The 14,529-nt window shown below is 72.2% G+C and carries 11 protein-coding genes, 1 tRNA gene and 2 pseudogenes; 1 reads left to right on the top strand and 13 read right to left on the bottom strand.

All coding sequences use genetic code 11. The features are described from left to right. Positions 1-59 precede the first annotated feature (59 nt). A tRNA-Gln gene (locus QQK26_RS05740) sits at positions 60-131 on the bottom strand. Between the two features lie 83 nt (positions 132-214). Further along, entirely contained in the window at positions 215-970 is a 756-nt protein-coding gene (locus QQK26_RS05745; RefSeq protein ID WP_284230932.1) for a triose-phosphate isomerase, read from the bottom strand. Between the two features lie 199 nt (positions 971-1,169). Here QQK26_RS05745 and QQK26_RS05750 point away from each other — a divergent pair, with 199 nt between their 5' ends. Then, entirely contained in the window at positions 1,170-2,573 is a 1,404-nt protein-coding gene (locus QQK26_RS05750; protein ID WP_284230934.1) for a GntP family permease, read from the top strand. Between the two features lie 106 nt (positions 2,574-2,679). Here QQK26_RS05750 and QQK26_RS05755 read toward each other — a convergent pair. The 11 genes and pseudogenes from QQK26_RS05755 to QQK26_RS05805 form a co-directional block, all read right to left on the bottom strand. Continuing rightward, positions 2,680-3,632: pseudogene (locus QQK26_RS05755) on the bottom strand (3-hydroxyacyl-CoA dehydrogenase family protein). A 105-nt stretch (positions 3,633-3,737) separates the two neighbouring features. Next, positions 3,738-4,208: a ribose-5-phosphate isomerase gene (locus QQK26_RS05760; RefSeq protein WP_284230936.1), complete on the bottom strand. Its 471-nt coding sequence runs from the start codon at positions 4,206-4,208 to the stop codon at positions 3,738-3,740. Beyond that, positions 4,205-5,913: pseudogene (locus tag QQK26_RS05765) on the bottom strand (dihydroxyacetone kinase family protein). Before QQK26_RS05765 ends, QQK26_RS05760 begins: the two are co-directional and overlap by 4 nt. A 47-nt stretch (positions 5,914-5,960) precedes the next feature. Beyond that, on the bottom strand, positions 5,961-6,950 hold the full coding sequence (locus QQK26_RS05770; RefSeq protein WP_284230938.1) for a sugar phosphate isomerase/epimerase family protein: 990 nt from the start codon (positions 6,948-6,950) through the stop codon (positions 5,961-5,963). A gap of 102 nt (positions 6,951-7,052) precedes the next feature. Then, positions 7,053-7,886, bottom strand: coding sequence for an EI24 domain-containing protein (locus tag QQK26_RS05775; RefSeq protein WP_284234466.1), 834 nt, complete (start codon positions 7,884-7,886; stop codon positions 7,053-7,055). Next, entirely contained in the window at positions 7,883-8,578 is a 696-nt protein-coding gene (locus QQK26_RS05780; protein ID WP_284230940.1) for a GntR family transcriptional regulator, read from the bottom strand. Before QQK26_RS05780 ends, QQK26_RS05775 begins: the two co-directional genes overlap by 4 nt. Positions 8,579-8,604: 26 nt before the next feature. Further along, positions 8,605-9,534: an NAD(P)/FAD-dependent oxidoreductase gene (locus QQK26_RS05785; protein WP_284230942.1), complete on the bottom strand. Its 930-nt coding sequence runs from the start codon at positions 9,532-9,534 to the stop codon at positions 8,605-8,607. Next, positions 9,531-11,030 (bottom strand): glutamate--tRNA ligase, encoded by a 1,500-nt coding sequence (gltX, locus tag QQK26_RS05790; protein WP_284230944.1) that lies wholly within the window; start codon positions 11,028-11,030, stop codon positions 9,531-9,533. The genes QQK26_RS05785 and gltX overlap by 4 nt, the downstream gene beginning before the upstream one ends. Positions 11,031-11,044: 14 nt before the next feature. Next, complete coding sequence (locus QQK26_RS05795) at positions 11,045-12,361, bottom strand: MFS transporter (protein WP_284230947.1); 1,317 nt, start codon at positions 12,359-12,361, stop codon at positions 11,045-11,047. Next, complete coding sequence (locus QQK26_RS05800; RefSeq protein ID WP_284230950.1) at positions 12,358-13,125, bottom strand: fumarylacetoacetate hydrolase family protein; 768 nt, start codon at positions 13,123-13,125, stop codon at positions 12,358-12,360. The genes QQK26_RS05795 and QQK26_RS05800 overlap by 4 nt, the downstream gene beginning before the upstream one ends. A 284-nt stretch (positions 13,126-13,409) precedes the next feature. Further along, on the bottom strand, positions 13,410-14,522 hold the full coding sequence (locus QQK26_RS05805; protein WP_284230955.1) for a branched-chain amino acid aminotransferase: 1,113 nt from the start codon (positions 14,520-14,522) through the stop codon (positions 13,410-13,412). Positions 14,523-14,529 lie beyond the last annotated feature (7 nt).

A 14,529-nucleotide genomic window follows, 5' to 3' on the forward strand; every position in this document is an offset into this window, starting at 1 on the left:
GACTGCGGCGACCCGGGCTGCAAACAAGAAAACCCCCGACCAGATCGGGGGTTTCAAAGCTGGGGTACCTGGACTCGAACCAAGAATAACGGTACCAGAAACCGTCGTGTTGCCAATTACACCATACCCCATGGCTGGTTCCCGCTCAGCGGGCCGTCGACAACTCTAGCAGAGGTCGAGGGCGCCCGATGACCACCGGGCGCCCTCCGCGGGGTCAGCGCGCCAGCGCCTCGTCGAGCACGCGGCCGAAGTTCGCCGGGTCGTGGGCGAAGCGGCCCAGGAAGAGGCCGTCGACCTCGGGCACGGTGGCGAGCAGTCCGGGGCCCGCGCTGCCGCCGTAGACGATCGCGGGCGCGGGGCCGCCGATGAGCTCGGTCAGCGAGGAGCGGATGCCCGCCACCACCGCGTTGACGTGGTCCGCTCCGGCCGGGGCCGGGGCGCCGATCGCCCAGACGGGCTCGTACGCCACGACGATGCGGTCGAGCAGCGCGGCGTCGCCGACGGCGGCGACGCACTGGTCCACGACCGTGCGCACGGCGCCCTCGGGGTCGCCGCCCTCGGCCTCGCCGACGCAGAGCAGCGGGGTCAGCCCCGCCGCGATCGCGACGCGCGTCTTCGCGGCGACCACCGCATCCGTCTCCCCGTAGCGGGCACGGCGCTCGGCGTGGCCGATCTCGACCAGGCGCACGCCCATCTCGGCGAGCAGCCCGGCACCGACCTCGCCGGTCGCGGCGCCCTCGTCCTGGCTCACGGCCTGCGCGCCGACGGTGACGCCGGCGGGGCCGAGGATGCGCAGCGCGCTCTCGAGCACGGGGAACGACGGGATGACGAACGGGGTGATGCCCGCCTCCGCGAGGGCCGGCCGCTCCTCGACGATGCGCGCGACCGCGCTCATCCAGTCGAAGTGCTGCTGGTAGCCGAAGTACATCTTGGTGCTGGTGCCGATCCAGCGGGCGCGCTCTGCGGGCATGCTTCCTCCATCGTGGGGTTGGGGATGGGCACAAGCCTAGGGGCGCGGTTGTCGCAGGGTCGTAGATCCCATACGATCTGGGGAGCGGACGTCAGACATCCTGTCGCACCGCGAGAAGCGTGGCGTGAGGCGCCGCGCTTCCCCGGTCAGGGTGGACCAGTATCCGGATCGGGCGCACCCGAACCCGGAAAGTGATCCCATGCACCTCGCGCAAGTCATCGCCGACGAAGCGACCCGCCCCGCCGGCGCCCTCATCGCCATCGCGGTCGGCGCCATCGCCATCCTGCTGTTCCTCATCATCAAGCTGAAGTTCCACGCGTTCTACTCGCTCATCATCGTGAGCGTGCTCACCGCCCTGGTCGCCGGGGTCAGCGTGGGCGACCTGCTCGGGGTCATCCAGGGGCCGTTCGGCACCACGCTCGGCAACGTGGCCATGCTCATCGGCTTCGGCGCGGTGCTCGGCCGGGTGATCGAGATCTCCGGTGGCGCGCAGGTGCTCGCGGAGAGCCTCATCCGGCGGTTCGGCGACAAGCGGGCCCCCTTCGCGCTCTCGCTCGCGTCGTTCCTCTTCGCCTTCCCGATCTTCCTCGACGCCGGCTTCATCGTGATGCTGCCGATCATCTACCAGGTGGCCCGCCGCCTGAAGGGCAGTCTGCTGCTCTACGCGCTCCCGGCCACGGGCGCCTTCCTGACCATGCACGGCCTGGTGCCTCCGCACCCGGGGCCGACGGCTGCCGCCGGCATCGTCGGCGTCGACGTGGGGCTCGTCGTGCTCATCTCCGTGCTCGTGGCCATCCCGGTCTACCTGCTCTCGGGTCCGGTGGTCGGCACGGCGATCGCCAAGCGCATGCCCCACTTCCCGGTGCCGGACCTCCTGGGCGAGGCGAAGGACCGCAGCGACCAGAAGCTGCCGAGCTTCTGGCTGGTCATCTTCCTGCTCCTCCTGCCGCTGGTGCTCATCTTCCTCAACACCGGCGCCGCCGCGCTGGCCACCAACGGCACGATCACGGACGACACGGCGATCTACGCGCTGCTGACCACCGTCGGCGCCACGCCGATCGCGCTGCTCATCACGTCCATCCTGGCCATCGTCCTGCTCATCGTGGTGCCCAACTGGGGCGACGTCGGCAAGCGGATGGAGGACGTGGTCGACGACGCGCTCGGCCCGATCGCCTCGATCCTGCTCATCACGGGCGCGGGCGGCATGTTCGGCGGCGTGCTGACCGCGACCGGCATCGGCGCGGTGCTCGCCGACGGTTTGAACGACCTGGGACTGCCGCTCATCGTCGCGGCCTTCGCGATCGCTGCGATCATGCGCGTCGCGCAGGGATCCGCCACGGTCGCGACGACCACCGCCGCCAGCCTCATGGCCCCGGCGGTCATGGCGGCGGGCGAGGTGAGCCCGCTGCAGCTGGCGCTCATCGTCGTCGCCATGGGCGCGGGCGGCATCTCGCTCTCGCACGTCAACGACTCGGGGTTCTGGCTGGTCAGCCGCTTCCTCGGCCTCGACACGAAGCAGGCGCTGCAGTCCTGGAGCGTCATCTCGACCGTCGTCGGCTTCTCCGCCTTCGCGATCGTCGGCATCGCCTACCTCTTCACCTGAGCCGTCGAGACGGGGCGCCCGCCGAGGCGGGCGCCCCCGCTCCGTCCCGGAGCACGAGCGAGGGGTCCCTGCGCACGCGCAGGGACCCCTCGGGCGTCTCGGACGGTCAGGCGATGGGCGCCGGGCCGAGCTCGTCGATCAGCTTCTGCATGGCCACGTACGCCTTGTTGCGGTAGGCGATCAGCTCCGGCGTGCGGTCGGCCGGCACGTCGAGGAAGCCGGCGCCGGTCTTCGTGCCGAGCTTGCCGGCGTCGACCAGGTTCTGCAGGATCGGCGGGGTGGCGAAGCGCTCCGGGAACTCGGTCTGCAGCGAGGCGTAGCAGAAGGCGTAGACGTCGAGGCCGGCCATGTCGGCGATCGCGAACGGGCCGAAGAACGGCAGGCGGAAGCCGAAGGTCGTGCGCACGATGGTGTCGATGTCCTCGGGGCTCGCGATGCCGGAGTCGACGAGCTGGGTCGCCTCGTGGAAGAGCGCGTACTGCAGGCGGTTGAGCACGAAGCCCGTCGCGTCCTTGATGCGAGCCGTCTGCTTGCCCGTGCCCTGCACGATGGCCTCGACGGTGGGCAGGATCGCCTCGTCGGTGCCGTCGTGCGGGATGAGCTCGACCCCGGGGATGAACGGCGCCGGGTTCGAGAAGTGCACGCCGAGGAAGCGCTCGGGCCCCTCGACGGCCTCGGCGAGCTTGCCGATGAGGATGGTCGAGGTGTTCGAGCCGATGATGGCGTCGGGTCGGGCGGCCTTCGAGATGCGCGCGAGCGTGGCGTGCTTGATCTCGATCTTCTCCGGCACGGCCTCCTCGATGAAGACGGCGTCGGCGACGGCCTCCTCGATCGACTGCGCGGGGTGCAGGTTGGCGCGCAGGCGCTCGACCGCATCCTCGGGGAACAGCCCGTCGGCGACGAACTGCTCGGCCTCGGTGAGGAGGCGGTCGTAGTTGCTCTGCGCGATCTCCGCGGAGATGTCGGCGATGCGGACGGTGGCCCCTGACAGCGCGAGCACCTGCGCGATCCCCCGCCCATGTATCCGGACCCGACGACGGCGATGACCTGCTGGGTCATGGCGCACCTCTCTTCTTCTTCATCGAAAACGCGGCCCGGACGGACCGTGGTGGTGACACGTCGGCCGGCCGGCGCCCGTGGGCGCCGGCCGGCCGACGGGAGCGATCAGTCCTCGTAGGAGCAGATCGCGTCGACCTTCTCGGCCGAGGCCGAGGTGGGGTCGAAGCGGTAGTCGAGCCACTGGCTCGCCAGCATCTTGACGAGCTCGAGGCCCGCGACGCGCTGGCCGAAGCACAGCACCTGGGCGTTGTTGCTCAGCACGGCGCGCTGCACGGAGAACGGGTCGTGCGCGGTGACCGCGCGGACGCCGTTCACCTTGTTCGCCGCGATCGCGACGCCGAGGCCCGTGCCGCAGACGAGCAGCGCGCGGTCGGCCTCGCCGGCCGCCACGAGGCGGGCGGCGTCGACGGCGACGTGCGGGTAGGCGCGGTCGTCGGTGTTCGCGGGCACGCCCACGTCGATGACCTTCGCGACACGCGGGTCGACCTCGAGCTGGGCCTTGAGGGCCTCCTTGTACTCGAAGCCGGCGTTGTCGCAGCCGATGGCGATGGTGAAGGGGGTGGTGTTGTCGGTCATTTGGCGATCTCCTCGGCGACGGCGGTCACGATCAGGGACAGGGAGACGGCTCCCGCATCCGGGTGGCCGATGCTCTTCTCGGCCAGGGGCGGGCACGGCCCTTGAGGGGGCGCAGCTCGGACGTCGCGGCGGCGGCCTCGCGGGACGCGGTCGCGGCGGTGGTGAAGGCGGTGGCGACGTCGTCGCCGGCGGCGGCGCGCGCCTCGAAGGTCTCGACGAACGGCACGAGCGCGTCGACGAGCGTCTTGTCGCCGACCTCGGCCTTGCCCAGGTCGGTGATGGCCTTCAGACCCGCACGGGCGGCGGCGGCGGCCTGCTCGGCGGTGGGCTGCTCGCCCGACGAGAGGGTCTTCGCGACGGCGGTGATGGCCGCGCCCCAGAGCGCACCCGAGGTGCCGCCGGCCTTCTCGGCCCAGTTCTCTGCGGCCAGCTCGACGAGCTGCTCGACGCCGCGCTGCAGCTCGACCGACTCGCGCGCGCTCTTCGCGGCCGCCTCGGCGCCGCGTCGCATGCCGATGCCGTGATCGCCGTCGCCGGCGATCGCGTCGATGCGGCCGAACTCCTCCTCGTGCTCCTCGATCGTGGCGCGCACGACCTCGATGAGGCGGTTCGCGACCGAGCCGGCGGCCTGCTGGGCCGGAGTCGAGTCGACCGTCTCGACGACGAGCGCCGCGGCGATCTCCGACTCGTCGATGCGGTCGCGCGAGGCGATGGCGCCCTTGCGGAAGGCGGGGGTGTCGGCGGGCGCCGACCAGAGGGTCTCGAGCTCGTCGTCCAGCCAGAAGAGGGTGAGCGACAGACCCGCCATGTCGAGGCTCGTGACGAGCTCGCCGACCTCGGGCTCGACGATCTCGAGGCCCGCCTCGACGAGCAGCCTCTCGACGTGCGTGTACAGCACGAAGAGCTCCTCGTACTTGACGGTGCCGAGGCCGTTGAGGATGGGGGCGACGCGGGTACCCGCGGCCTCCGGCTTGTCCTCGAGCAGCTTGCCGACGATGAGGTCGGCGAACTCCTTCGCCGAGAGCATGTCGTGCTCGCTGATGCCGGGCTCGCCGTGGATGCCGAGGCCCAGCGAGAACTGGCCCTCGGGCACCGTGAAGAGCGGCTCCTCGGCGCCGGGGAGGGTCGGGCTGCCGAAGGCGACGCCGAGCGAGCGGGTGTTCAGGTTGGCCTTCTCGGCCACGCGCACGACCTCGTCGAGGTCGTCGCCGCGCTCGGCGGCGGCACCGGCGACCTTGAAGACCGTGAGGTCGCCCGCGATGCCGCGGCGCTTCTCGATCTGGTCGAGCGGGGCGCTCGCGATGTCGTCGGTGACGCGCACGGTGCGGGTCGGGATGCCGGCCTCGTTGAGCTGGCGCTCGGCCTCGCCGAAGTGCAGCACGTCGCCGGCGTAGTTGCCGTAGCTCAGCAGCACGCCGCCGCCGCGCTGGGCGGCCTTGGACACGCGGAAGACCTGCGAGGTCGAGGGCGAGGCGAACAGGTTGCCGCAGACCGAGCCGGCCGCGAGACCGGGGCCGACGAGGCCGGCGAAGGCCGGGTAGTGCCCCGAGCCGCCGCCGATGATCACGGCGACCTGGTTCTCGGGGGTCACGGTCGAGCGGATCACGCCGCCGTCGACTCGTGCGAGGTACTGACGGTGGGAGGCGACGAGGCCGTCGATCGCCGTCTCGGCGAACTCCTCGGGCCTGTCGAAAACGCGCGTCATTGTGCTGGAACTCCTAGTGATGTGGGGATGACCGAGCGGTGACCGCGTCAGGCGACGCGGGACGACCGCTGGGTGACATTGCTGACACCAAGAGCGTAGCCGTCCTGCTTCGGCAGCACCTGCCGGCGCAGGTACGCCTGATTCGCGGCGCTGACCGACAGGCCGTCGCCGCCGTAGCTCTCGGCGCAGATGACACCCTGGAAGCCGTGCTCGAGCGCGAGCTTGAACACCTCGCGGTAGTTGATGACGCCGCTCTCCATCGGGGTGGGGATGGAGGTGTAGAGCCCCTTCGCGACGTTCTCGTCGCGCTGGTAGCCCTTGACGTGCCAGTAGTTGGTCCACGGCAGCACCTGCTCGAAGATGCTCCACCAGTCCTCGATGGGGCGGTGCAGGCGCACCAGGTTGCCCACATCCGCGTTGATGCCGACGTTCGACAGGCCGATCTCCTCGGCGAGGCGGGCGGAGGAGGCGCCGGTGCCGAGGTAGGTGTCCTCGTACATCTCGAGCGACATGAGCAGTCCGAGATCCTCGGCGTGCCGGCCGAGCTCGCGGAAGCGCGTGACGGCCGCGTTCCACACCTCGGGGTGCTCGGTGGGGTCGGGGTCCTGGTGGCCCTCGACGGTCCAGAACCAGAGCTGCTCCTTCTGCGCCGGCGTCAGCGCCTGATGCAGGCCGAAGGAGACGACGGTCTGGCCGAGCTGCGCCGCGGCCTCGAGGGTGCGGTGGCTGTAGGCCAGGTTCTCCTCCCAGTTCGCCGCGTCGATGATGCTGCGGCGGATGGCGGAGAGCGACGGGGCTGCGAGCCCGGCCTCGTCGAGGGCGCCCTTGAGCTCGTCGAGCCGTGCGCTGCTGAGGTCGCCGGCGCGCACCCAGCTGTCGGTGAGGTCGACGGCGTCGAAGCCGGACTCCTTGACCTCGCGGAAGGTGGCGACCCACTCGCTCGCGTCCGCCTCCTGCACGACGGTGCCGTCGCGCTTCACGGCGGGGAACTGCAGCAGGGCGGCGGCGATGGGCCAGGTGTCGGCGGTCAGGGCCAAGAGTTCACTCCGTCGTGGTCGATCATGCTTCCTATACGATCGTCAGGATAGCCGACCGGGCCCGACAGCGCACCGAACTTCGCCGGGGATTGCGCAAACGCGTCAGGCGGGCCGCTGCGGCGATCGCGCCGGCGTGCTAGGAGCAGCGGATGGGCGCAGCGGCTCCCCCAGCGCCCGTCGCGCGAGGAGCGTGGCCGCCGCCACCGCCGCCGGCATCACGACGACCGCCGCGAATGGCACCAGGAACAGCAGGTAGACCGTCGTACCGAGGCCGATGCTGGCCGCCCGCATCCGCTTCAGGGCCGCACGGCGCTCGCGAAGGCGATGCCCGCGCGCGTCGAAGGCGTAGCCGCTGAGCTCGACGGCGAGCAGCCAGCCGCCCGTCAGCGCTCCGACGACCGCCGCCAGCGGCGCGCCGAGCAGCGGCACGAGGCCGACGAGGAAGACCACGACGCCGAGGCCCGCGGAGAGCAGCAGCAGGCGCAGGGCGTCGCGGAGCGCCCGCACGAGGCCCCGCCAGAAGCCGACCTCCTCGGGCTCGGGCGGCGCGCCGACCCGGGCGTCGACGCTGCGGCTGATGCGCTCGTAGAAGGGGTCGCCCACCAGCAGCGTCAGCGCCGTGAAGCTCAGCACGGCGAGCCCGACACCGAGCACCACCACGGCGATGGCGACCGCGACCCGCAGCGCCTCGCGCCCCAGCTCGTCCCACCCCGAGGCGAACGGCGTCACCGCCTCGGCGACGGTCGTGGCGTTCAGCGCCAGGGCGACGACGCCCGCAAGCGCCGCGGCACCGACGATCAGCGCCGGCAGCGCGCCGAGCGCCAGCAGGCCGGGCGAGCGCAGCAGCAGCCCGAGTCCGCGCAGCAGCAGCCCGGCGCCGCTCAGCGCCTCCCGCAGCGCCGGCGGCCGCGCCTGCGACGCCTCCCCCGCGCTCAGTCGTCCGCCCCCTCGCGCTCGCGGGTCTCCTGCATCGAGCGCAGGCGCACCGCCCCGATGTGCGCGGCCATCGCGGCGCGCGCCGCGACCGGGTCGCGGGCGACGAAGGCGTCGAGCACGGCGGTGTGCTCGGCGATCGCGTGCTCCGCATCCGTCACCCCGAGACCGGCGAAGAGGCGGAAGCGCTGCACCTGGCCGCCGAGCGAGCGGTAGGCGGCGAGCAGGAAGGGGTTGCCGGTGGCCTCGGCGATGAGGCCGTGGAAGCGCTCGTCCGCCTCCCAGTAGGCGCGGAAGTCGGCGAAGCTCGGGCCGGTCGGCTCGCGCAGGTCGTCGATCGAGCGGCGCAGCTCGGCGACGAGCGCGTCCGTCATCCGCTGGCACGCGAGGAACGCGTTCTCGGGCTCGATGAGCAACCGAGCGTCGGTGAGGTGCGCGAGATCCTCGGGCGTGAAGAGCGGAGCGACGCGGTACCCCTTGAGGGCGAGCCGGCGCACGAGGCCGGTCGCCTCCAGCCGGGCCAGGGCCTCGCGGATCGGCGTCTGCGACACCTCGAGCTCGCGCGAGAGCGCGTCGATGTTCAACGGCGCGCCGGCTTCCAGCCGACCATCGACGAGCGATCCCATGAGCTCGTCGTACACGTGGTCGGCGAGCACCTGACGCGTGAAGCCGCCGCGGGCGCTCGTGCCGTTCATGCGGTCATCGTAGTGAGCGGATGCGCTCAGCCGCCGAGCGCGACGCGCAGCAGGTCGCGGTGCACGGCCGAGGCGGTGCGCGCCCCGGCGCCGGCGGCGACGATGAGCTGCTGCGGTCCGGGCGGCGTCACGTCACCGGTGGCGTAGAGCCCCGGCACCGCGGTGCGCCCCTCGGGGTCGACGACGAGCAGCCCGTCGTCATCGGCGGCCGGGGCGAGCCCGTCGAGGAACTCGAGCGCGGTCGCGTAGCGCGGTCGCAGGAAGCCGCCCTCGCGGGCGACGACCTCGCCGTCGGCGAGCCGCACGCCGGTCATGCCGGCGCGGTCGCCCTCGATGTCGGCGATCGCGCGGCGCTCGACGCGGATGCCGAGCTCGCCGAGGCGCGCCTCATCCGCTCCGCCCACCTCGCCGATCGCGTTGGTGAAGACGACGAGGTCGCGGCTCCAGGCGCTCAGCAGCAGCGCCTGCTCGGCGAGATCGTCGGTCTCGCCGATGAGGGCGATCGGGCGATCGGCCTTCTCGTAGCCGTCGCAGGCCATGCAGCTGTGCAGCGCGGTGCCGTAGAAGGCGCGCAGGCTGGGCAGCGCGGGCATCACCTCGGTGAGGCCGGTCGCGACGACGACGGCCGCGGCCCTCCACTCGAGGGGCTCGGCGGCGCCGCGGGCCTGGGCCCGCACGAGCAGGCCGTCGCCGGATCGGACGACGCTCGTCACGTTCACCCGGTCGACCACGGTCGCGCCCGGATAGCCGGCGACCTCCTCGCGGCCCAGCTTGCGCAGCTCGAGCGGCGAGATGCCGTCGCGGCTGAGGAAGCCGTGCGAGGCCAGCGTCGCGGCGTTGCGCGGTCGGCCGCCGTCGATCAGCACGACCTCGCGGCGGGCGCGCACGAGGTTGAGCGCGGCGCTCAGCCCTGCCGGGCCCGCGCCGATGACGACGACGTCGACCGCCTCGCTCACCGCTCGGACAGCCTCTGCAGGCGGCGCAGCGTCGAGGCCTTGCCGAGGATCTCCATCGACTCGAACAGCGGCGGGCTCACCCGGCGGCCGCTCAGGGCGACGCGCAGCGGCCCGAAGGCGAGTCGCGGCTTGAGGCCGAGTCCGTCGATGAGCGCCTCGCGCAGCGCCGCCTCGATGGCGGCGGTCGTGAAGTCCTCGAGGTCCTCGAGCGCCGCGTAGGACGCCTGCAGCGTGGCCGCTGCGTCGTCCTTCAGGCTCGCGAGGGCGTCCTCCTCGTAGATCAGGGCGTCGTCGTCGGTGAACAGGAAGCCGAGCATGCCCGCGGCCTCGCCGAGCAGTCCCATCCGCTCCTGGACCAGCGGGGCGGCCTCGGCGAGGACCGCGGCCTGCGCCTCGGTCGGCGGGTCCGCGACGAAGCCCTCGAGGTACGGCAGCAGGCGCCGCTGGAAGTCGGCGGCGTCGAGCAGGCGGATGTGGTCGCCGTTGATCGACTCGGCCTTCTTCACGTCGAAGCGCGCCGGGTTGCCGTTGACGTCGGCGACGGCGAATGCCGCGATCATCTCGGCCTGGCTGAAGACGTCGCGGTCGGACGACAGCGACCAGCCCAGCAGGGCGAGGTAGTTGAGCAGGCCCTCGGGCACGAAGCCGCGGTCGCGGTGGTGGAACAGGTTCGACTCGGGGTCGCGCTTGGAGAGCTTCTTGTTGCCGTCGCCCATCACGTACGGCAGGTGGCCGAACTGCGGGATCGCCTGGGCGACGCCGACCTCGATGAGCGCCAGGTACAGCGCGATCTGCCGAGGCGTGGAGCTGAGCAGGTCCTCGCCGCGCAGCACGTGGGTGACGCCCATGAGCGCGTCGTCGACCGGGTTGACGAAGGTGTAGAGCGGCGCGCCGTTCGGCCGCACGACGACGAAGTCGACGAAGGAGCCGGCCGGGAAGGTGATCTCGCCGCGGACGAGATCGGTGAAGCCGAGCGCGGTGTCGGGCACCCGCAGGCGCAGCGACGGCTGGCGGCCCTCGGCGCGGAAGGCGGCGCGCTGCTCGTCCGTGAGGTCGCGGTCGAAGTTGTCGTAGCCGAGCTGCTTGGCGCGGCCGTTGGCCTCGTTGCGCGCGTCGATCTCCTCGGGGGTCGAGAAGCTCTCGTACAGGTGGCCGGCGGCCTGCAGCTTCTCGAGCACCTCGGCGTAGATCGCGCCGCGCTGCGACTGGCGGTAGGGCTCGTGCGGGCCGCCGGTCTCGACACCCTCGTCCCAGTCCAGACCGAGCCAGCGCATGGCGTCGAGCAGCTGCTCGTAGCTCTCCTCGCTGTCGCGGGCGGCATCGGTGTCCTCGATGCGGAACACGAGCTTGCCGCCCGTGTGGCGCGCGTAGGCCCAGTTGAAGAGGGCCGTGCGGATGAGGCCCACGTGCGGCGTGCCCGTCGGGGACGGGCAGAAGCGGACGCGGACGTCGCTGCCGGAGGCGGTCGTGAACGGGAGGGCTGCTGCGCTGGTCATAACTGCGGATCAGCCTAGTGCGAGCGGATGCCGCGAGCGGTGCCGGAGGCGCGCATCCGCTCGCCGCGCTCGCGCGCGATGACCAGCAGCGCAGCCAGGGCGCCGGCGACGAGCAGCGCCGAGGCAGTCGCCAGCCCGGCGTACCCTGCGGCGGACAGCACGGTGCCGGCGAGCGCGCTGCCGCCGGCCCCGGCCAGGTTCATGGCGAGGTCGCTGCGCCCCTGCAGCCGCGGACGCTCCCCCGGCGCGAGCCCCTCGCCGAGCAGTCCCGCGCCGGCGATGGTCGCGCCGCTCCAGCCCAGGCCGAGCAGGACGAGGGCGACCACGACCCATGCCGTGCGCTCGCCGCCGAGCGCCGCGACCACGAGGGAGGCGAGCAGCAGCGCGAGGCCGAGACCGGCCGTGCGCACGCGCCCCCAGCGGTCGGCCAGGATGCCGAACAGCGGCGAGAAGCCGTACATGCCGACGACGTGCAGGCTGATCGTCACGCCGATCACGACGAGCGAGGCGCCGTGGTGCTGCAGGTGCACCGGCGTCATCGACATGACCGCGACCATGGTGGCGTGGCTCAGCGCGACCAGGGCGATCGCCGCGGACGCGCTGCGCGGCACACGGGCGGGCGGATGCACGGTGAGCGGAGCGGGCTCGCCGCCGGGGGCGGGCGGTGCGGCGGCTCCGCCGACCGCAGCGGCGTCCGCATCCGCTCGCTCCGTCTCCAGCGCCCGTGCCGTGCGCAGCGGATCGGGGCGCAGTGCGGTGATGAGCAGGATCGCCGCCAGCAGCTGGCTGACTACGGGGAAGAGGAACGGCCCGGTGAGCGGCGGCAGCTGCAGCGCGGCGCCGAGCGCCTCCCCGGCGCCGGCGAGGTTGGGGCCGGCCACGGCGCCGATGGTCGTCGACCAGACCACGATCGACAGGTCCCGGCCGCGGTGCCGTTCCTCGGCGAGGTCGGCGGCGGCGAAGCGCGCCTGCAGGTTGGCGGCGGTGCTGCAGCCGAGCAGCACCAGGCCGGCGAAGACGAGCGGCGCGGAGACCAGCACGGAGGCCACTACGACCACGACGGCGCCGATGCCCGCGAGCAGCGCGCCGGTCGCGAGCGCCGGCCCTCGGCCGCGCCGGCTCGCGAGCCTCGCGAGCGGGATCGCCGCCAGCGCGGCGCCGAGCGTGGTGCTCGTCGTCGCGAAGCCCGACAACGACTCCCCCGCGATGCGCGCGACGAGGAGCGCGCCCACCGAAAAGGCGGCGCCGATGCCGACACCGCCGAGGATCTGACCGGCGACGAGCACGCCGACCGTGCGGCGCTGCAGCCGCGCGATCGGCGGGGTGCTCACCGGTTGCGGGCCGGGTTCGAGAGCGTGCCGATGCCCTCGATGGTGATGTCGACGGTCTGCCCGTCCGTGAAACCGCCGAGGCCGGCGGGGGTGCCGGTCAGGATGAGATCGCCGGGCAGCAGGGTCCAGATGTCCGAGATGTAGGCGATCAGCTCGGGCAGCTGGTGGAGCATGTCTGCCGTGTTACCGCTGCGGCGCGGCTCACCGTCGACAAAGGTCGAGATCTGCACGTTCTGAGCGTCGAGCTCGGTCTCGATGACCGGCCCGATCGGGCAGAAGGTGTCGTAGCCCTTGGCGCGGGCCCACTGGCCGTCGGCGAACATCTGGTCGCGGGCGGCGACGTCGTTCGCGATCGTGTAGCCGAAGACCACGTCGCGCCAGTCCTCGACCCGCACCGACTTGGCGACCTTGCCGATGACGACGGCGAGCTCGCCCTCGTGCACGATGCGGCCCTCGACGGGCGGCAGCTGGATGTGCTCGCCGGGCCCGATCACCGACGTGTTCGGCTTGAGGAAGAGCAGCGGCGCCTCGGGAGCCTGGTACTCGAGCTCGTCGCGGTGGGCGGCGTAGTTCATGCCGACGCCGACCACCTTCGAGCGCGGGATGACCGGTGCGAGCAGTCGCGCGTCGGCGAGCGGCACGCGCTCACCGGTCGTGTCGAAGCCCGCGAAGAGCGGGTCGGCCTTGAGGACGACGATCTCGTCGTCGTCGACGATGCCGAAGCGGGGATCCTGGCCGGAGGTGGCGAACCGGGCGATCTTCACCCCTCGAACCTACCGCCCGCCCCACCCCGCCGCTGCGGAAACCCGTGCTCCCCGCCATCCCACCTCCCCTCCTCCCCCTTCTTCCTCGCCCCCTCCCCTTCCAAAACGAAGGTGTCTTCGTACGACACGCCGGCAGCTCGCCGCCGAGCTCGGCGTGTCGCAAAATTCACCTTCATTTTGAACAGCAGCAGTGGCAGCAGAAGCAGGAGGGAGGGAGGGGGCTGGGTCGGACGGCGAGCGGCCCCTGTCGATGTCGACAGGGGCCGCTCGCGGAGCCGGGGATCTCAGCCGGTGACCTTGGTCATCCAGCCGTGGCGGTCCTCGACGCGGCCGTACTGGATGCCGGTGAGCTCCTCGCGCAGCGAGAGCGTCAGCGAATCCGAGCCGACGGCCGGGTTGACGATGCTGAAGTCGGCGCCCTTCAGCTCGGCGATGGGGGTCACGACCGCGGCGGTGCCGCAGGCGAACACCTCGGTGATCGCGCCGGACTCGACGCCCTCGCGCCACTCGTCGAGGCTCACCTGGCGCTCCTCGACCGCGAGGCCGCGGTCCTTCGCGAGCTGGATGATGCTGTCCCGGGTGATGCCCTCGAGGATCGTGCCCGAGGTGGCCGGCGTGACCAGGCGCCCGTCGCCGTAGACGAGGAAGACGTTCATGCCGCCGAGCTCCTCGACGTAGCGGTGCTCGAGCGCGTCGAGGAAGAGCACCTGCGAGCAGCCGTTGGCGTAGGCCTCCTGCTGGGGTAGCAGCGACGCCGCGTAGTTGCCTCCGGTCTTCGCCGCGCCCATGCCGCCCTCGCCGGCGCGCGAGTAGGAGCTCGACAGCCAGATCGAGACCGGCTCGACCCCGCCGGTGAAGTAGGCGCCGGCAGGGCTCGCGATGAGGGTGTACTCCACCTTCCTCGCGGGGCGCACGCCGAGGAACGCCTCCTTCGCCCACATGAAGGGGCGCAGGTAGAGGCTGGTCTCCGGCGCGCCGGGCACCCAGGCCTCGTCGATCGTGAGGATCTCCTCGATCGACTGCAGGAAGTGCGCGACCGGCAGCTCGGGCAGGGCGAGGCGCCGGGCGGAGCGCTGCAAACGCAGCGCGTTCTGCTCGGCGCGGAAGGTCCAGACGGAGCCGTCGGCGTGGCGGTAGGCCTTGAGCCCCTCGAAGATCTCCTGCGCGTAGTGCAGCACGGCGGCGGCCGGGTCGATGGAGAGCGGACCGTAGGGGCGCACGCGCGGACGATGCCATCCGCCCTTCTCGCTCCAGCAGAGGTCGACCATGTGGTCGGTGAAGTGCTGGCCGAAGCCCGGGTCGGCGAGGATCGCCTCGCGCTCGGCGTCGGACTTGGCCTGGAGGTTGCGCTGCCGCAGGAACTGCAGCGGCGCCGTGGCGGCTTCGGTGGTGGTCATTCGGGGT

It is taken from the genome of Arenivirga flava (assembly GCF_030161575.1).
Lineage (GTDB): Bacteria > Actinomycetota > Actinomycetes > Actinomycetales > Microbacteriaceae > Arenivirga > Arenivirga flava.